Annotated in this window: 21 protein-coding genes; 8 read left to right on the top strand and 13 right to left on the bottom strand. The window is 57.6% G+C overall.

Annotated elements, in window-relative coordinates; genetic code table 11:
- The first annotated feature begins 4 nt into the window (after window positions 1–4).
- On the top strand, window positions 5–1,507 hold the full coding sequence (locus L2I46_RS14625) for a UbiD family decarboxylase (RefSeq protein ID WP_023289226.1): 1,503 nt from the start codon (window positions 5–7) through the stop codon (window positions 1,505–1,507).
- An 84-nt stretch (window positions 1,508–1,591) separates the two neighbouring features.
- Here L2I46_RS14625 and L2I46_RS14620 read toward each other — a convergent pair whose 3' ends face one another.
- The 4 genes from L2I46_RS14620 to L2I46_RS14605 all read right to left on the bottom strand — a co-directional run bounded on the left by L2I46_RS14620 (window position 1,592) and on the right by L2I46_RS14605 (window position 4,085).
- Complete coding sequence (locus L2I46_RS14620) at window positions 1,592–2,002, bottom strand: Spy/CpxP family protein refolding chaperone (protein WP_071997525.1); 411 nt, start codon at window positions 2,000–2,002, stop codon at window positions 1,592–1,594.
- Between the two features lie 135 nt (window positions 2,003–2,137).
- Window positions 2,138–2,824, bottom strand: a complete 687-nt coding sequence (locus L2I46_RS14615) for a KPN_01159 family EAL domain c-di-GMP phosphodiesterase (RefSeq protein ID WP_032452469.1) — start codon at window positions 2,822–2,824, stop codon at window positions 2,138–2,140.
- 427 nt (window positions 2,825–3,251) lie between these two features.
- The gene (locus L2I46_RS14610; RefSeq protein ID WP_032429125.1) at window positions 3,252–3,407 is read right to left on the bottom strand and encodes a hypothetical protein; all 156 of its coding nucleotides are present in this window, start codon (window positions 3,405–3,407) and stop codon (window positions 3,252–3,254) included.
- 45 nt (window positions 3,408–3,452) lie between these two features.
- On the bottom strand, window positions 3,453–4,085 hold the full coding sequence (locus tag L2I46_RS14605; protein WP_049014932.1) for a helix-turn-helix domain-containing protein: 633 nt from the start codon (window positions 4,083–4,085) through the stop codon (window positions 3,453–3,455).
- A gap of 568 nt (window positions 4,086–4,653) precedes the next feature.
- On the opposite strand from L2I46_RS14605, the gene L2I46_RS14600 reads away from it, so the two are divergent.
- Window positions 4,654–4,851 (top strand): hypothetical protein, encoded by a 198-nt coding sequence (locus tag L2I46_RS14600; RefSeq protein ID WP_236947976.1) that lies wholly within the window; start codon window positions 4,654–4,656, stop codon window positions 4,849–4,851.
- Window positions 4,852–4,910: 59 nt separating this feature from the next.
- Here the strand turns inward: L2I46_RS14600 and L2I46_RS14595 are convergent, their stop codons facing one another.
- A complete protein-coding gene (locus tag L2I46_RS14595) occupies window positions 4,911–5,705 on the bottom strand; it encodes an AraC family transcriptional regulator (RefSeq protein ID WP_236947975.1) in 795 nt (264 codons plus the stop codon).
- Window positions 5,706–5,782: 77 nt separating this feature from the next.
- On the opposite strand from L2I46_RS14595, the gene L2I46_RS14590 reads away from it, so the two are divergent.
- From L2I46_RS14590 to L2I46_RS14580, 3 genes are read left to right on the top strand one after another with little or no spacing between them, the layout of a single operon-like run.
- Window positions 5,783–7,840: an FUSC family protein gene (locus tag L2I46_RS14590; RefSeq protein ID WP_236947974.1), complete on the top strand. Its 2,058-nt coding sequence runs from the start codon at window positions 5,783–5,785 to the stop codon at window positions 7,838–7,840.
- Complete coding sequence (locus tag L2I46_RS14585; RefSeq protein WP_023289219.1) at window positions 7,833–8,045, top strand: DUF1656 domain-containing protein; 213 nt, start codon at window positions 7,833–7,835, stop codon at window positions 8,043–8,045. The genes L2I46_RS14590 and L2I46_RS14585 overlap by 8 nt, the downstream gene beginning before the upstream one ends.
- Complete coding sequence (locus L2I46_RS14580; RefSeq protein WP_236947973.1) at window positions 8,042–8,962, top strand: efflux RND transporter periplasmic adaptor subunit; 921 nt, start codon at window positions 8,042–8,044, stop codon at window positions 8,960–8,962. Before L2I46_RS14585 ends, L2I46_RS14580 begins: the two co-directional genes overlap by 4 nt.
- Here the strand turns inward: L2I46_RS14580 and cydB are convergent.
- From cydB to L2I46_RS14550, 6 genes are all read right to left on the bottom strand, one after another.
- Window positions 8,956–9,966 carry a cytochrome d ubiquinol oxidase subunit II gene (cydB, locus tag L2I46_RS14575; RefSeq protein ID WP_236947972.1) on the bottom strand — a complete coding sequence of 337 codons (1,011 nt, stop codon included), beginning with the start codon at window positions 9,964–9,966 and terminating at the stop codon, window positions 8,956–8,958. The two genes, L2I46_RS14580 and cydB, sit on opposite strands and share 7 nt — an antisense overlap.
- On the bottom strand, window positions 9,963–11,369 hold the full coding sequence (locus tag L2I46_RS14570) for a cytochrome ubiquinol oxidase subunit I (RefSeq protein WP_023289216.1): 1,407 nt from the start codon (window positions 11,367–11,369) through the stop codon (window positions 9,963–9,965). Before L2I46_RS14570 ends, cydB begins: the two co-directional genes overlap by 4 nt.
- Window positions 11,370–11,424: 55 nt before the next feature.
- On the bottom strand, window positions 11,425–12,312 hold the full coding sequence (locus L2I46_RS14565) for a manganese catalase family protein (RefSeq protein WP_023289215.1): 888 nt from the start codon (window positions 12,310–12,312) through the stop codon (window positions 11,425–11,427).
- Window positions 12,313–12,327: 15 nt separating this feature from the next.
- A complete protein-coding gene (locus L2I46_RS14560) occupies window positions 12,328–12,834 on the bottom strand; it encodes a ferritin-like domain-containing protein (protein WP_023289214.1) in 507 nt (168 codons plus the stop codon).
- Window positions 12,835–12,860: 26 nt separating this feature from the next.
- Window positions 12,861–13,355 carry a YciE/YciF ferroxidase family protein gene (locus tag L2I46_RS14555; protein WP_023289213.1) on the bottom strand — a complete coding sequence of 165 codons (495 nt, stop codon included), beginning with the start codon at window positions 13,353–13,355 and terminating at the stop codon, window positions 12,861–12,863.
- A gap of 90 nt (window positions 13,356–13,445) precedes the next feature.
- Complete coding sequence (locus L2I46_RS14550; protein ID WP_004150795.1) at window positions 13,446–13,631, bottom strand: general stress protein; 186 nt, start codon at window positions 13,629–13,631, stop codon at window positions 13,446–13,448.
- A 609-nt stretch (window positions 13,632–14,240) separates the two neighbouring features.
- Here L2I46_RS14550 and L2I46_RS14545 point away from each other — a divergent pair.
- Together L2I46_RS14545 and L2I46_RS14540 are read left to right on the top strand one after the other, a co-directional pair.
- Window positions 14,241–15,434, top strand: a complete 1,194-nt coding sequence (locus L2I46_RS14545; protein WP_048297271.1) for a zinc-dependent alcohol dehydrogenase — start codon at window positions 14,241–14,243, stop codon at window positions 15,432–15,434.
- A gap of 111 nt (window positions 15,435–15,545) precedes the next feature.
- Complete coding sequence (locus L2I46_RS14540) at window positions 15,546–15,773, top strand: DUF1272 domain-containing protein (protein ID WP_023289211.1); 228 nt, start codon at window positions 15,546–15,548, stop codon at window positions 15,771–15,773.
- 54 nt (window positions 15,774–15,827) lie between these two features.
- On the opposite strand, the gene L2I46_RS14535 is transcribed toward L2I46_RS14540, so the two are convergent.
- The gene (locus L2I46_RS14535; protein ID WP_236947971.1) at window positions 15,828–16,373 is read right to left on the bottom strand and encodes a cysteine hydrolase family protein; all 546 of its coding nucleotides are present in this window, start codon (window positions 16,371–16,373) and stop codon (window positions 15,828–15,830) included.
- Window positions 16,374–16,663: 290 nt separating this feature from the next.
- Complete coding sequence (locus tag L2I46_RS14530) at window positions 16,664–17,305, bottom strand: GntR family transcriptional regulator (protein WP_236947970.1); 642 nt, start codon at window positions 17,303–17,305, stop codon at window positions 16,664–16,666.
- 157 nt (window positions 17,306–17,462) lie between these two features.
- On the opposite strand from L2I46_RS14530, the gene L2I46_RS14525 reads away from it, so the two are divergent.
- A complete protein-coding gene (locus L2I46_RS14525; RefSeq protein WP_023289207.1) occupies window positions 17,463–17,936 on the top strand; it encodes an OsmC family protein in 474 nt (157 codons plus the stop codon).
- Window positions 17,937–18,027: the final 91 nt, after the last annotated feature.

Genomic DNA, 18,027 nt, shown 5'->3' with positions numbered 1-18,027 from the left:
CATCATGACCGCACCGATTCAGGATCTGCGCGACGCCATCGCGCTGCTGCAACAGCATGACAATCAATACCTCGAAACCAATCATCCGGTGGACCCTAACGCCGAGCTGGCCGGCGTCTATCGTCATATCGGCGCCGGCGGCACCGTGAAGCGCCCCACCCGCATTGGCCCGGCGATGATGTTTAACAATATTAAAGGCTATCCGCATTCACGCATTCTGGTGGGCATGCACGCCAGCCGCCAGCGGGCGGCGCTGCTGCTGGGCTGCGAAGCTTCGCAGCTGGCGCTGGAGGTGGGTAAAGCGGTGAAAACACCGGTTGCGCCGGTGGTGGTTCCGGCCGGCAGCGCCCCCTGTCAGGAGCAGGTTTTTCTGGCCGACGATCCGGACTTTGATTTGCGCACCCTGCTCCCGGCGCCCACCAACACCCCGATCGACGCCGGCCCCTTCTTCTGCCTGGGCCTGGCGCTGGCCAGCGATCCTGACGACGCCTCGCTCACCGACGTCACCATCCACCGCTTGTGCGTGCAGGGCCGGGATGAGCTGTCGATGTTTCTTGCCGCCGGCCGCCATATCGAAGTGTTTCGCCAGAAAGCCGAGGCTGCCGGCAAACCGCTGCCGATAACCATCAATATGGGTCTCGATCCGGCCATCTATATTGGCGCCTGCTTCGAAGCCCCTACCACGCCGTTTGGCTATAACGAACTGGGCGTCGCCGGCGCGCTGCGTCAGCGCCCGGTGGAGCTGGTGCAGGGCGTCAGCGTCCCGGAGAAAGCCATCGCCCGCGCCGAGATCGTCATTGAAGGCGAACTGCTGCCCGGCGTGCGCGTCAGAGAAGATCAACACACCAACAGCGGCCACGCGATGCCGGAATTTCCCGGCTACTGCGGCGGCGCCAACCCGTCGCTGCCGGTGATCAAAGTCAAAGCGGTAACCATGCGGCACAATGCCATCCTGCAGACGCTGGTGGGACCGGGGGAAGAACATACCACCCTCGCCGGGCTGCCGACCGAAGCCAGTATCTGGAATGCCGTCGAGGCCGCCATCCCGGGCTTTTTACAAAACGTCTACGCCCACACCGCGGGCGGCGGTAAATTTCTGGGGATCCTGCAGGTGAAAAAACGTCAGCCCGCCGACGAAGGACGTCAGGGACAGGCTGCGCTGCTGGCGCTGGCGACCTATTCCGAACTGAAAAACATCATTCTGGTTGATGAGGATGTCGATATCTTTGACAGCGACGATATCCTGTGGGCGATGACCACCCGCATGCAGGGGGATGTCAGCATCACCACCCTCCCCGGTATCCGCGGTCACCAGCTCGATCCTTCCCAGACGCCGGAATACAGTCCGTCGATCCGCGGGGAAGGTATCAGCTGCAAGACGATTTTTGACTGCACGGTTCCCTGGGCGCTGAAAGCGCACTTTGAGCGTGCGCCGTTTGCCGATGTCGACCCGCGTCCGTTTGCCCCGGAGTATTTTGCCCGTCTGGAAAACGGCCACGGTCAGTAAGTCAGTCAAGCGGGGCGACAGGCGCCGGACACGCGGCGTCTGTCGTCCGATGCAGCGCCATCCGGAGCGGATGGCGGAGGCGGGTTAGTTGATCGCCGCGGCGAGGTCTTTTTTCACCTGCTCACGCTGCTCGGCGGTCAGCACCTGGCTGACGTCGAAGTAGTATTTCACGCGATAATAGCGCACCTGCTGATCCAGTTGGCTAAAGGCAGCCAGCTGCTGTTTGACTTTGGCTTCATCCCATTTCCCGGAGTGAATCACGTCGGCCAGGGCGCCGTCCTGATAGCCGCTGATTTTAATCTGGCTCACACTGTTTTCGAAGCCCTGACGCAGCGCCTGGATTTTGGCGACCTGCTCCTCACTCAGCTTCAGGTGCTGGACGACCGGGTCCTGCGAGACAGACGGCACGTCAGCCGAGGTCGACGCCTGGCTGGCGGCAGTGAAGCAGGTGGTCAGCGCAATGGCGATCAGGGTGTTACGCAAGCGTGTATTCACAATGAGTTATCCTTCAGGCAAGTAAAAGAGACTGGATTATCATCGCGGGAATAAAGACTATCTGTAACAAAGCATTCGTTTAAAACTGGATAAGAAAAGAATGGCAGGTAGCCGAAACCTGGCCCCGGCGGGCGCTCAGCAGCAAAGAAAGATATATTCATCCTTCCAGTAACGGCCCTGACCAATGATATCCCCGGCCGCAGTGATGAGCCGTTTTTGCTTTTCGGTTTCGATCCCCTCCACAATCACATGCCCGGTCAGGGTATGAATAGCCTGTAACAGACCGGGCAATGCGGGATCGTTTTCTTTGTCCCAGAAATAGTCTTTATCCACTTTGACGCAATCAAAGCGAAATCGCTCCAGCAGCCGGAACGTCGTTCGTCCGCGACCAAAGTCATCCAGCCAGACCGGGCAAAGCGCCGCCAGCGTGCTCAGCGCCGTCAGTTCACGGCCAGCGATAAATTCATGAAAATTCTCATTTATTTCCAGAGCAATGTATTTACAGGAGCGCAGAAAATCACAGAGATAGCGGTCGGTCAGAATAAAATGGCTTAATAAATCATCAATATTCAGAGAGATCGGCTTATTATCGACCTGGGAAAAATCAAATACGGAAAGCAACTCGATTTGTCGGGTAAATAGTGCAAGCTTATCGCTTTCGGTGAGCGTGGAGAAAGAAAACGTGGGCGCTGAGGTGTTATTTTGTGCGGGTGCTATAATGTCTTTAGTGAGCAATTCCCACGAGTGGTAGCCGCCACCATCGCTAATAGCGGGCTCCAGAACGAAGCGATAAGAGGTATTTTTCACGTTTTCTTCAACCATTTAAAAAATACCAGAAATAAGAAAGGGTTAAAGCATGTCATATATTTCCCGCTAACAAAAATAGTTTAAAATGATCGATAAGAAACATTCGATAGCTAAAAGCTATCAAGATATAATTTATTGATCGGTAAAGTGAATTAATATAAATTTGCCACCACTGTCAGACCCGCGTAAATCACAATTAAAATATCGTTTCAAACCAGCCAGTTACAAGATAACCCCGCCGCCAGGCATGGCGACTTCATGCTTTTCCCTGCAGGATAAAAAGCATGGTGTAATAAAAACGAAAAAAACAAGCCGCCAGTTTTTGTCATATTGTTATGCCGAAGATGAATAACGCATCACCCGGCACGGCACGCCGGCCATGCCTTCTGCGGGCGATAAATCAGGCAGCCGGGTCAACGAAACGTCATATTTTCCCGCTACCTTACTGGCAGAAAAGGCGAAGCGGGAAAAGGGTAGTGAAAAGAATATACGTGGTTCCGCTGGCGCTGATGCTGATCATGCTCAGCGTCAGCGCGTGGCGGGAACCGGCTCCGCGGCATGCCGCCAGAGGGCTGTGCGTCTGGTTTGATGGCGCAATGGTCGACTGCCTGCAGAGGCAGCGGCTGGGCGAAGCGAGACCCGCTCACGCGCTGGTCAGACGATAAACCGGTACCCGCCGGGTGGTATTGAACAGATTGTCGCTGACCTCCACCTCCTCAGTGACAATAGCCATCCCGGACCGGCGCAGCTGGGCAATGTCCGCCGCCACCCGCTGACTGCCGAACCAGAACAGGGCATCAAGCGCGGTAACCGGCAGGCCGGCGATTAATGCCTGGCGGAGTCGATCCCGGGCAGGTTTAATCTCCCGGGCGATCTGCTGGTACGGCGCCGCCGTCAGGCCCGTCGCTTCGACGCGACGAATGCGGTTTGTCAGGTGGTAATGAAAGCTCTCCGGTACAGCCTGTAAATCCTGCTTCAAACTGTAGACGCAGCCGTAACGTTTGCCGTTGAAAACGGCGGCTTTACGGCTGAGCTGCAGCGTCTCGCGGACGTCGGCGATCAGCTGCGGCGCGCGCACCAGCAGCAGGCGAAAAGGCAGCTCGAAGCTGGTGACATAGTCGACGTTCAGTAACGCAATGCGCAGGCGCTCCTCTGCCCCGGCCTGCATCTGACGGCACTCCTGATAGACTTCGCGCCACTGCTCCCGCAGCCGCGACGTTTCGCCGGCTTCGGTAAACTGGTATTTTTCAATATCGTAATCAACTCTCCCGGCCACCGCGCATTCCTTCCTGAATCAGTCCCGGCGTTATACTATCATCCTCCGGCGCTGTACCCTACGCCGAGCGCCGTCGCCGCTGTCGGTTATTTACGATAAAGATAACGGGTGATGACCACATCAAGAACAAACAGCAGGAAAATAACGCTGCTTAACCACAATAAGCCTGCGAATAAATCAAGTAATTGCATCGTTGTTCCCTCGCCGTTGGCCATAAAATATAAAGCCCCATCACCATAAAGTAGTTAAGAACTACCTTAACAGCCACAGAATAAAAATTATTTAGCGATATGAAATCCCGAGCCCTTGCAGGTTCATTTTACTGACATCAAATTGTCATCAAACAATGTCTATCATCAGCCGACGCCACAGGATTGTTCCTGCCGTCATGGTATCGCCGGCAAACGCGCGACCGCACGGTTTAACAACACGGAATAATATCGCCCTACCCTACTCTTACTGTCATTGCATAATCTTATATCAGGCCCCATTGCCATTCTGCTGAATAATCCGGAAAGCGCGATAAGTCATAAACGCCCTGCTGATTGGTTGACCATGGAGAAATACGATGCCCAGCGAAAAAGCCCGCAGCCTTGACCATTTCTATGAATTACTGGCGACAGGACAACATCAGAAAATTGAACTCGATTTCGACGTCGCCGCGGACGATTTTTTTAAAATGGCCACCGAGTTTGGCGACATTGGCGCGAGGATCACCCGGCTGAATGAGCGATTTATTATTAAGATCAAGTTGCCGAAAGCCTAAGCCCCTGCCCGCCCTCTCTGGCGGGCGTCAGGCCAGCGGTCGTCGCCCGTCCCTTTTTCTTAACGAGTGCCGGTCTGCCGTTCGGCAAAATAGTGCGCCGGCGTCGTCCCCATCGTTTTTTTAAACAGGGTAATGAAAGCATTCACCGACTCATACCCCAGCTTAGCCGCCACGTTTTGTACCGAAACGCCGCTGGCCAGCTCCTGCAGGGCAATAATCAGATGCAGCTGCTGGCGCCAGCGTCCGAAGGTGAGGCCGGTCTCCCGCCGCATCAGGCGCGCCAGGGAGCGTTCACTCAGCGCCAGACGTTTCGCCCACACCGGCAGGGTACTGCGATCGTCAGGATGACTCACCAGCCTGTCGGCCATGGCGCGTATTTTGGGGTGCACTGAGACGGGCAGATTCAGGCGCTGCGCCGGCATGGTCGCCAGCTCGTCGAGGGTCACCCGGGTCAGTCTCCCGGCATGGCTATCCGCCGCGTAGTCCGCCCCTTCGCGGGTGAGCCGCCCCACCAGCTCATGGATCAGGGGAGAGAGTGCCAGCGCGCAGCAGCTGTCGGGCAGCGCCGCCGCCCCGGGTTCAATAAACAGGTAGTTGAGGCGCGCGTTCCAGGTGGCGGTCACACTGTGGGCAATACCGCCCGGGATCCATACCGCGCAGCGAGGCGGCACGATCCACAGGTTATTTTCCGCCCGACAACGCACCGCGCCATACAGCACGATAATCAGTTGTCCTTTGCGATGGCTATGCACCGGCACTTCGGCTTCATACTCGACAAAATCAAGATGACGCGCGACGGCCGGGCAGGAAGACGCGTCCGGATCGTACAGCGTATTGGCAAAAGGTGATGGCATACGGTTGGCAAGATTCAGGTATTTTTTGACAGAATAGAGTATTTCTCCGCAAGCGCAAGCCGGCAATAATCGGCGGCATGAACATCATCCTCTTTCGTCAGGCCCGCTGGCTGCGGGCCGCAGGCGCCGTCGCGCGCCGTTTCATGCCGCAAACACCCTCAGCCGCGCTGCGCAGCGATGGCCAGGCGGTGATCTATGCCGCGAAGAGTTTCGCCGCGGCGATGCTGGCTTACTATCTTGCGCTCTCCATCGGTCTGCAGCGGCCTTCCTGGGCCATCATCACCGTCTATATCGTCTCGCAGACCTCGGCGGGCGCCTCGTTGAGCCGTAGCGTCTATCGGCTGGTCGGGACCGTCGTCGGCGCGGCGGCCACCGTGATCATCGTGCCCACCTTCGTTAACCAGCCGATCCTGTGCAGCGTCGTGCTGGCCCTGTGGATCGCGGGTAGCCTCTGCCTGTCCCTGCTTGAACGCACGCCGCGCGGGTACGCCTTCCTGCTGGCGGGCTACACCGCGAGCTTGATTGGCTTTCCCGCCGTCTCCGCGCCCGGGACGATCTTTGACCTCGCCGTCACCCGGGTGGAAGAGATCGCCATCGGTATCTTATGCGCCGGCCTGATCCATCGCTTCGTGCTGCCGGTGCGCATCGCCGGGCGGTTTAACAGCACGCAGGCACAGACGCTGGCAACCGCCCGCCAGCGGATCGCCGATACGCTGGCAGGCAAGCCGGTGGCGGCGGAAACGCTGCGGCTGGCGCTGAGCCTGCAGTTTCTCCAGGGCATTAACCACCACCTGCCCTGGGATGACGGCCTGTCTGTCCCTCACCGCCAGGCGAGAAAAGCGATCCACGACCGGCTGGCGCGACTGTTGATCGTCAATGGCGAATTGTATGACCGTTTACAGCGGAGCGGGCCGCCACCTGACGACCTGCAGGCGCTGCTGGCGGAGGCAGAGGCCTGGCTGACAGGCCCGCAAGCCGCCAGGTCGGCGCCCTCGGCAGACGGACTTCTCTCCCGCTGCGAGCGGCTCATCGTCCGGTACGCTGCTGACGCGCAGACCATGGACGAGGCGCTGCGGCTCAGCCTGGCGCGCCATCTGGCGGAAGCCATCCGCCTCCTGCAGGAGAGCGAGCGGCTGGCGAAGGCGGTTTATCGTCGGCGGTCGCCTGCCCTGCCCCCCGACGCCGGCGCGGCGAAGGGTTATGTTTTCCATCGCGATCCGCTCAGCGCCCTGCGGACTTCCTTCGGCGCCTTCGTCATCATCCTTAGCGGCTGCCTGATCTGGATAGGATCCGCCTGGCCCGATGGCGGCACCGCGGTCTCGATCCTCGGGGTCTGCTGTAGCCTGTTCGCCAGCTTCGACGCGCCGGCGGCGCATCTGGTGAAATACCTGATCGGCTGCGTGTGGGGCGTGCTGTTCAGCCTGCTCTACAGCTTCGTCCTGCTGCCGCAGGTGAACGAATTTGCGCTGCTGGCGGCGGTGCTCGCCCCGGTCTATCTGCTGGCCGGCTCGCTGCAGGCGCGGCCAGCCACCACCTTTATGGCGATGGGCATCACCCTGACGCTGCCGATATTGTGCGAGCTGGGGGCCAGCTACCGCGGCGACTTCGCGACGGCGATCAATACCGCGCTCGCGCTGTTTATCGCCGTCGGTTATGCGGCGTTTGGTATGCGCCTGCTGCAAACCGTGCAGGCGGAAACCGCTATCCGTCGTCTGCTGACGCTGTGCCAGCGCGATATCCGCCGCGCCGCTCGCGGCCGGCTGGCGCACAATGCCCACCGCTGGACCAACCTGATGATCGACCGTACCGCATTACTGCTGCCCCGCCTGCCGCAGAGCGGACCGGCAGCCGGTCAGTTGCTTGACACGATGCTGCGCGATATTCGTACCGGTCTCGCCGTGATCCATCTGCGCCGTCGCTATCAGCAGGCGGACAGTGCGTCGGCGGACGCAGTGCAAGCGCTCCTGGACGCGCTGAACCCGCAGCCGGACATAACGGCCCTGGAGCAACCGGTCAATGCGCTGCTGGCCCAGGCTTTACCGGCGACCGATGCCGCCTCGCGCGAACGCGCGGAAGCGCTCATCGCGCTGTATTGCGCCTTACACCTGCCTGAGGAGAGCCAGAACCATGCGTGACCTCGCGCTGGGCGGGGTATTTTTCCCCGGCCTGCTGATTGTCGGCCTTATCGCCCTGCTCGCTACACTGTTGCTGCAACCGCTTATCTTCTCCGCCCGCGGCCCGGGTCGCCTGCCGTGCCGGCCGCTGTGGGGGCTGTCCCTTTTTATCGCGCTTTTCTTCCTGCTCCTGCAGGGCGTTCACACGCTGGGGTTATCCGTATGACACTGTATCTGACACTTCTGGGCCGCTATGCCCTGACCTTAGGCGCCGTCGCCGCCGCCGCGCTACTGGCTTTCATTTTCTGGAAACAGGAGGCGCAGACACCCTGGACCCGCGATGGCCGGATGCGGGCCGACGTGGTGCAGATCGCCCCCAATGTCTCGGGGCCGGTAGCCAGCGTGGCGGTGAAAGACAACCAGTGGGTCAATCGGGGAGAGGTACTCTATACCATCGATCCGCGCTGGCTGAGGCTGGCGGTCAGCAGCGCCCAAGCGGAGGTGGAAGCCCGACGCCAGGAGATGGCGATGCGCCAGGATGCCGCCAGACGTCGGGCGCAGATCCAGGGCGTCATCTCCAGCGAAGATCTGAAACAGACCAACAGCGCGGCCAGCGTCGCGGCCGCTAACTACCAGGGCGCGCTGGCGGCACTGGCGCTGGCGCAGCTGAATGTAGCGCATGCCACCGTGCGGGCGCCGGTATCCGGCTACGTGACCCATCTCCGGCTGCGCCCCGGCGACTATGCCACCGCCGGTGTGACGACAGTCGCCATTATCGATGGTCAGAGCTTCTGGGTGGTGGGGTATTTTGAAGAGACCCGTCTGCGCCACATCCACATTGGCGATACCGCGCACATCACGCTGATGGGCTATGACCCGGTTATTACCGGCCATGTGGAGAGCATTGGGCACGGGATCGGCGATACCAATGATGAAACCGGCGCCCTGGGCCTGCCGCAGGTCGAGCCAACGTTCAGCTGGGTGCGGCTGGCGCAGCGTGTGCCGGTGCGTATCCATATTGATACCCTGCCCGCGGGGGTGGAGCGGGTCGCCGGTCTGTCCGCGACCATTTCGGTCATCCCTGAGCGGACGGCGCGGCGCGCCGGTCAATCATCAGTAGCCGACTTGCTGTCCTCTCAGTGATAGCCTTCGCTGCCGGACACTTTGCCGCGAAAGACGTAATAGCTCCAGGCGGTATACATCAGGATCACCGGGATGATCAGCAGCGCCCCCGGCAGCATAAACACCTGACTGGAGGGCGGCGCGGCGGCATCCCACAGGGAGATGTGCGGCGGAATAATGTTCGGCCAGACGCTGATCCCCAGCCCGCTGAAGCCGAGGAATATCAGGCCCAGCGTCAGGATAAAGGGACGAGCGTGGCTGGCGGGGCGCGCGCTCAGGAGCCAGATCCACAGGCTCAGGGTCAGCACCAGGATCGGCACCGGCACGAACCAGAAGAAATTGGGCAGCGTAAACCAGCGTTCCGCCACGTAGCGCCAGCCCAACGGCGTCCAGACGCTGACCACCGCGATCACCACCATCAGCGCCAGCAGCACCTTGCGGGTCAGCTCGCGCATCCGCTGCTGCAGCGCGCCTTCGCTTTTCATGATGAGCCAGGTGGTGCCCAACAGCAGATAGGCCACCACCAGCCCCAGACCGCAGAACAGGTTAAAGGGGGTAAGCCAGTCCAGCGTCGAGCCGGCGAAGCGGCGGTCGGCTACCGCAAAGCCGTTGATAAAGGCGCCGACGACAATCCCCTGGCTGAAGGTCGCCAGCAGCGAGCCGCCGGCGAAGGCATAGTCCCAGAAGGTGCGATGCGAGGGAACCGCTTTAAAACGAAACTCAAACGCCACGCCGCGGAAAATCAGGCCGATGAGCATCGCCGTCAGCGGGATAACCAGCGCATCGGTGATCACCGCGTAAGCCAGCGGAAACGCGCCGAACAGCCCTGCCCCGCCGAGCACCAGCCAGGTTTCGTTACCATCCCAGACGGGCGCCACGCTGTTAACCATCACATCGCGCTCTTCGGCGTCATGCACCACGCTGAACAGCATCCCGATGCCTAGATCGAAACCATCCATCACAATATACATCAACGTGGCGAAGACAATGATGACAAACCAAATCACCGAGATATCGATGCTCATGATGCGTTCTCCTCATCCCGCACCGGCTCTGCCGCCGAGAGCGGACGCGCCGGGGTGCCTGCGGTTTGCGAGGTCAGCTCCGTCACCGGCTGCGGCCCTTTTTTGATAAGCCGGAAGATATAGTAATACCCCACGCCAAACACCGCGCAGTAGACCACGATAAACACCAGCAGGCTGATAGCCATCTGCAGCGTACTGTGCAACGACACCGCGTCCCGGGTGCGCAGCAAACCGTAGATCACCCACGGCTGACGGCCCATCTCGGTGGTCACCCACCCGGCGACCAGCGCAATAAGACCGGCGGGCCCCATACAGAGCGCAAACCACTGGAACGGACGCGAATGGTACAGCCGCCGACGATAGCGCAGCCAGGCGCTGCAGATCCCTAAGGCGATCATCAACACGCCCATCCCAACCATGATACGGAACGACCAGAACACGGCGGGCGAATAGGGCCGGTCCTCTTTCGGGAAATCTTTCAGGGCCGGCACCTGCTTATGCAGGCTGTGGGTGAGGATCAGGCTGCCCAGCGCCGGGATCTCCAGGCCATAGCGGGTCCGCTCCTCTTCCATATCCGGCAGGCCAAACAGTAACAGCGGGGTGGCCTCGCCCGGCCGGTTTTCCCAGTGTCCTTCAATCGCCGCAATCTTCGCCGGCTGATGCTCAAGGGTGTTAAGGCCATGCATATCCCCCACCACCGCCTGGATGGGCGCCACCAGCAGCGCCATCCACATCGCCATCGACAGCATTTTGCGGATGGCCGGCGAGTCGTTGCCGCGCAGCAGATGCCAGGCGGCGGAGGCCCCGACGAACATGGCGCTGCTGAGGAACGCGGCGATCGCCATATGGAACAAGCGATACGGGAATGAGGGGTTAAAGATAATCGCCAGCCAGTCCTGCGGGATAAGGTGGCCATTTTCGAGGGTAAAACCCTGCGGCGTCTGCATCCAGCTATTGGAGGCGAGGATCCAGAAGGTGGAGACCAGGGTGCCAAGGGCTACCATGCAGGTGGTAAAAAAATGCAGCGCCGGCGGCACCTTGCTCCAGCCGAACAGCATCACGCCGAGGAATCCCGCTTCGAGGAAGAAGGCGGTCAGCACTTCATACAGCAGCAGCGGGCCGGTAATACTGCCGGCAAACTGGGAGAATCCGCTCCAGTTGGTGCCGAACTGATAGGACATGACTAATCCGGAAACCACGCCCATGCCAAAATTGACGGCGAAAATTTTCAGCCAGAAGTTGTAGAGCGAGCGCCAGACGTTATCCCGGGTTCGCAGCCACATCCCTTCCAGCACCACAAGGTAGCTGGCAAGGCCGATGGTGATGGCCGGAAACAGAATATGGAAGGAAACGGTAAAGGCAAATTGCAGTCGGGCCAGATGAAACGCGTCAAATTCAAACATAATCCGCACCCATCATTATGAAACGCCCCGGCCGCAGCCGGGGCTTATGCGAACATCACTTAGCCGATGATGAGGTGTTTTGCTTACCGGCGCCCAGTTCAGCGCCGGTCAAAGGATCACCCTGCGGGTCAGACTCTGTTCGCTTCAGCATCGCTTTGCACAGCGCTTCCTGCTCCGGCGTCAGGCCGACAGAGGCGCTGCCATCTCCGCCATCCACGGCCGGCTGCGGATCCTTGACATAATCGAAGTGTTTGTCACTGTTCCAGCTGCCGCGTACTTCTCCACCTTCAGACATATTGTAGTAGGTGTTCGCGTACTCGCTAATGGGCGGCAGTTTGCCCGGCGGATAGTTGTTGCGAATCGACTGCAGCGCCTTCTCAAAAGAGAGCTGATGCGCCGCTTCGCGGGTCATCAGGAACGCCAGCGCGTCTTTTACGCCGGGATCGTCGGTCACGTTGATCAACCGTTCATAGACGATCTTCGCCCTCGCCTCCGCCGCGACGTTTGACCGCAGGTCGGCGGTGGGTTCGCCGATAGTATCAATGTAGGCCGCCGTCCACGGCACGCCCGCCGAATTGGTCAGCGGGGTACCGCCGCCGTACAGTAACGACGTAATATGGCTGTCGTTGCCGTTGGCGGTGAGCGAACGATAGAGTTCCGCCTCGCTCTCGGTGCCCTCCGCCAGCGCCCCTTTGGCGCCTTTATTTAGCATGCCGACCAGGGTGCCAATGATCTCCAGATGGCTCAGCTCCTCTGTCGCGATATCCATCAGCATGTCTTTGCGGCCGGGATCGTCATCGCTTAATCCCTGAGTGAAATAACGACACGCGGCGGCCAGCTCGCCCTGAGGGCCGCCAAACTGTTCGAGCAGTAAATTCGCGAGCCCCGGATTGGGTTCAGCAACGCGCACGGTATACTGCAGTTGTTTCACATGACGAAACATAGGCCTGCCTCCTGGTTATTTTTTCGCTTCTACGCCGTCAGCATCTGAACGCAGGAGAAATTGCTCCGTGGTCTGAGGAATATGTTTGATCAGCCAATCGGCCATGGCCTGCTCTTCCGCCAGGATGGCCTCAATGGCCGGAATGGAAGCGGTATCGCCCGCTTTTTCAGCCGCCGCCAGCAGAGAGGTATAGCAGGCGATCTCAAACTGCTCGAAGACGTACCCGCTGATCGAGCCTTTGACTATTTCATCGGAAGGAAACATCCCTCCGATGGACTGGCCGAGAGCCGCCATTTTACTCATCGAATCTTTAATCACCGAGCGCGAAATCTCGTTGCGGTCGAGGATCTCTTCCAGCACGGTAATTTGCCGTTTGGTCTCATTGATATGCTGTTCGATTCTGGCACGGAGATCCGGATAATTATCGATACGGCCAGCCATTGATTCCAGCATGGATTCTGCCTGTTTTTCCATGGCATGCGCATCTCGTAGCCAGTCATGATAATGTTCAATGTGATTCATCGTGATTTCCTCGTGTCAGGGAGCGTTTATTTTTCTGCTTTTTTATTAATATTACCTACCGCCAGGTCGGTTAATTTCACATCGGTTTGTTTTTCTTCTTCCAGGGTTTCGGCCAGCAGTTTGACCGCTTTTTTATAACCCAGCTGTTCCGCCAGGGTCACCAGGGTACCGTAACTGGCAATTTCGTAATGCTCGACCTTTTGCGCAGCGGCAATTAACGCGGCATCACGTACTTCATTTTTTTCCGTGCTCTCAACGACTTCATTGGCCTCTTCGATTAATCCTTCCATGGCCACGCATTTCATGCGTTTGATTTTCAGACCGGATTCCTGCTCAACGATCTGGTCGATACGTTCAATCTGGCCCTGGGTTTCTTCAAGATGAGCATTGAACGCCGCGCTGAGTTTTTCACTGGACGCCGCTCTGGCCAGTTTAGCCAGCCCGCGGGTTAATTGTTTCTCTGCGCTGTAGGTATCTGAGAGCAGGTGAATAAATACATCTTCAATGCTTTTCATATTCATAGAAATACCTTCTGGAGTCAGAAAATAACTGCGAGCCCGTGACAGACTCGCAGGAGATACTTTCACTTCAGGGTGCAAGGAAAAGGATAATCAGGAATTATCAGACTTGCGGCCACCGCCGTGGCTGTTTTGTCCGCCTTTTTTACCCGCTTCGGACGCACGCTGCGGATCATTTTTAAAGTTCCCGCCGCTGTGCTGACCACCTTTACGACCTGCTTCAGAAGCTTTTTCACGGTCTTCAGCAAAATTACCGGAACCACCACGATGCTCTGCCATATTTTCACCTCATGTATATCGGTTATGTCAGTACGATACGAAAATATTCCGTATCACTCGTCGTTCGATATTTAAATCTAGCGGGTAATGCTGGTTAGTCAAATTATTATCCGGTGTTTCCGATACCTTTTAGCAGCAATTCGGAATAATTCTATAAAACACATCAAAAACAACCAGACGGCACATTTCCGCTAACTTACTGTGTTCAGGGAAATAATGCGTAGACCCCCCCCATGCGGCAAAGAATTATTTATACCGGCGGGTTACTCCCGTTGGGTTATATAACGAAGCGGCAGTATTGCCTGTAGCCCGACCGAAATTAGGAATTTTTCTTGTTTTTAAGGCAAAAAAAAGCCGCTGGGGAAGCGGCTGGAAAATAAAATGGAGCGAATATCATGCCCGATTAAGCCTGGCATATTCAGGGGAAACAGGCAAATAACGCCAATAAATAAGCGAAGCGTGGCATATATTCAGCGACTGGAATATCACGCAGTTCCATTATTAGTACTCTACGCTTTATTTTCACGGTGGTTTATCGGCGGCATTAGCGTCAGGTCACTTTGCCTTTGCGCCTGATGCGATCAGCCATTCTCTCCAGGAGAAGACTCTATGAAAGCACTCACTTATCATGGCCCCCATCATGTCAGCGTTGACACCATGCCTGACCCATCCCTTGAGGCGCCGGACGATATTATTCTGCGCGTCACGGCGACGGCGATCTGCGGTTCCGATCTGCACCTTTACCGCGGAAAGATCCCCGGCACGCACCATGGTGATATTTTCGGCCATGAATTTATGGGGGAAGTGGTGGACGCCGGTTCGGACGTCACCGCGGTTCGTAAAGGCGATCGGGTGGTTATCCCGTTTGTCATTGCCTGCGGAGACTGCTTCTTTTGTCGCCTGCAGCAATATGCCGCCTGCGAAAGCACCAATAGCGGCCAGGGGGCGACGCTCAATCGCAAAGGTATTTCGCCACCCGCGGCGCTGTTTGGCTATAGTGATTTGTACGGCGGGATCCCCGGCGGCCAGGCGGAATATGTGCGGGTTCCCAAAGCCAATACCGGCCCGTTTAAAGTGCCGGACACCTTACCCGATGAAAAGGTGCTGTTTCTGTCGGATATTCTGCCCACCGCCTGGCAGGCGGTAAAAAACGCCGAGGTCAAACCCGGCAGCAGCGTGGCTATTTTTGGCGCCGGCCCGGTTGGCCTGCTGTGCGCCTCCTGCGCCAGGCTCAATGGCGCAGAGCAGATATTCATCATTGATCATAACGATTACCGACTCGACTTCGCGCAGCAGCGCTATGGCGCGATCCCGATAAACTTCGACCACCATGACGACCCGGCGCAGTGGATTATCGACAACACCGCCGGCCATCGCGGCGTCGACGCGGTGATTGACGCCGTCGGCTTCGAGGCGAAAGGCAGCCTCACGGAAACCGTCCTCAGCACCCTGAAAATCGAAGGCAGCAGCGGGAAAGCGCTGCGCCAGTGCATCGCCGCCGTGCGCCGCGGCGGCATCGTCAGCGTGCCTGGGGTTTACGCCGGTTTCATTCACGGATTTATGTTTGGCGATGCCTTTGATAAGGGGCTGACCTTCAAAATGGGGCAAACCCACGTCCATGCCTGGTTGCCGGATCTGCTGGCGCTAATTGAGCAAGGGTTGCTCACCCCGGAGGAGATTATCACGCACCATATGCCGCTGGAGGAGGCCGCGCGCGGCTATCAGATCTTTGAGAAGCGTGAAGAGGCATGCCGCAAAGTGATCCTCGTGCCGGGGATGCAGCCCGGAAAGGCAACGCTTTGAGGCGGAGGTTAACGCAGCGAAACCCTTCGGCGGCCAGTGCGGGCCGTGATATAAAAACAGCATCCGCTGGCCCGCCGTGGCGGATACCGCCATTAACCACAGGAGAAGGTCATGCTCGAGTTACGCCCGAATTGCGAATGCTGTGATAAAGATCTGCCGCCAGACTCACCCGAAGCGTTTATCTGTTCGTTCGAGTGTACCTTTTGCCAGGACTGCATGACGGCCCGGCTGAACGGCCATTGCCCGAACTGCGGCGGCGAGCTGGTGCGGCGCCCGGTGCGTCCCGAAGAGGCGCTCCGGCGTCACCCCGCCTCCACCCTGCGTCGCCATACCCAGTAAAACCGGATGAGCAGGCGTCGCGAACGGGAGCCCTCAGGCTCCCTTTCTTCACCCTTATTTCTCTGCCGAAAAGCGCCACTCCGCGGCGGTCGACAGCGTCACAAAGGGCCCCGCAAGGGTGACATTGTGATGGCCAATGATGTCAGGCGCTGATAAACGTTCGTTATCCATGGTTGAGTGCGCATCCGAGATTAACACCGTCCGTAATCCCAGCGCCGATGCCGCTCGGCAGGTCGTGTCCACGCAGAATTCGGTTTTCATACCGGCAATAACCAGCTGTTTTACGCCGGCCTGGGCGAGCTGATGCTCAAGGTCAGTTTGCTGGAAACAGGAGGGGTATTTTTTAATCAAAACGATATCCCGCTCGCAGTTAACCCCCATCTCAGGCAGCAGTTGGGTTAATGGACTTTGCGCGGAGAACGGAGAGTCGTCAGGTCCGGTATGGCGGGCAAAGAAGACTGGCACCTCAGCCTGTCTCGCTTTTTCAATCAGCAGGCAAACGTTCGACAGAAGCGCATCGGCCTGATACGGGGAAACCGGGCCACGGAAAAGCCCCTGCTGCATATCGATAATTAACAGGGCATGTTCAGATGAAATCATGATGGGTCTCCATTCAGTCTGTCACGAACGGAGAGGACTCTCCCCGTCCACATTGGCGGGGAGTGAGGATCTGTTTGTCAGGAGCCGGTCACAGATACGCCCACACCACCGCAGGTTACGGTCGTGGTGGTGACGGTGGTGGTTGGCTGCACTGACGTAATCATTATCTGACCTTCACTTATTCTTTACAGATAAAACATAAGCGCCATTAAAACGGCTCTTTTCTTATAGCATTGAGCTGAGACGGATTGCAATTTATGCCTGAACAACGCAGCCGCTTTACGCAACCATTAACGGCTTACAATATAGGCGCGAAGGGTTTCGCCTGCTGAAAGAATATGTTTCACGGTATATGCCCGAGCCTCCTGTGGATTATTTTGCTGGCAGGCCATCAGGATCTGCTGATGCTCATCCTGGAATTTCAGCGTATCCGACAGCAGTCTGTTCTGAAAAAGCTCATATCTTTCAATCTGCTCGCGCAATTCACCGATCATCTTCAACAGGCGCTGATTGTTACACTTCCGATACAGCAGTTCATGAAACTCCCGGTTATACCTCCCCTGCTGTTCGGGTTCAGAAGCGCTGCTCAGCAGCTGATGCACCAGCTCTGCCCGGGCAAGCGTTTCCGGGTCCATATTCGTCAGGCTATGAAAAATGGCTTCACCTTCCAGGAGTGCCCGCAGCTGATAAATTTCATCGACATCTGCGGCCGTCAGCGTTTTCACCACCGCGCCACGATTTCTGTAAATCTCAACCAGACCTTCGCGCTCAAGCTGCTGTATCGCTTCTCTCATTGGGATACGGCTGACAGAAAACTGGCAGGCCAGGTCGCGCTCTACAAGCCGGTCGCCATCTCGCAATGCCCCCTTGTTGATTAAGATTTTTAACTCACTGGCAAGGATGTCAGCGGTCGAACGGGTAGCAGCGTTCATTTGGCTCTCTTTACATCATTCATAAATGGTATACCATTATGCCATTCTAGCCAACGTCATGACAACCTTGCGATTCTAACTGCGGCTTCGTTCAGGCAATGCACCTGGACGATACCGCAGTGAAGAAATTCATCCCTCTATAGAGAAAGGCAAACCAATGGAACATGCTTATACCAGTCACATCACATGGACCGGCAATCAGGGCACGGGTACCTCGGGTTACAAGGCTTATGCCCGAACCTGGGATATCGCGGTAAAGGGAAAAGAACCCATTCATTGTTCAAATGATCCATTACTGGGCGGCGATCCCGGCAAAATGAACCCGGAAGATCTCCTGCTCTCTTCTCTCTCTGCCTGTCACATGCTGTGGTACTTACATCTGGCCTCAGATGCCGGCATTACGGTCATGGAATATCAGGACTCGCCGGTGGCAACGGGCGAAGTATTAAAAGGGGGCGCGGGTCGCTTTATTTCTGCTACCCTCAGGCCGAAAATCACCGTATTACCAGGTACCGATCTCGACGCCGCCGCGGCCATTCATCAGCAGATCCATCACGTCTGTTTTATCGCCCGCTCGGTCAATTTCCCGGTCAGCTACCAACCTGAATTTATTATCTTTAACGCAGAGTAACTCGTTTCTGGCGCGGTCATCCGGCGCTCAGGAAATGTGGCTGGGGTATCCAACCTCAGCCACACTTCGCTGCACACCGAAGCATCCTGCT

Origin of the sequence: Klebsiella sp. 2019SCSN059 (genome assembly GCF_021739525.1) — a bacterium.
GTDB lineage: Bacteria > Pseudomonadota > Gammaproteobacteria > Enterobacterales > Enterobacteriaceae > Klebsiella > Klebsiella quasipneumoniae.
This window is presented reverse-complemented; position numbering and strand designations above follow the sequence as displayed.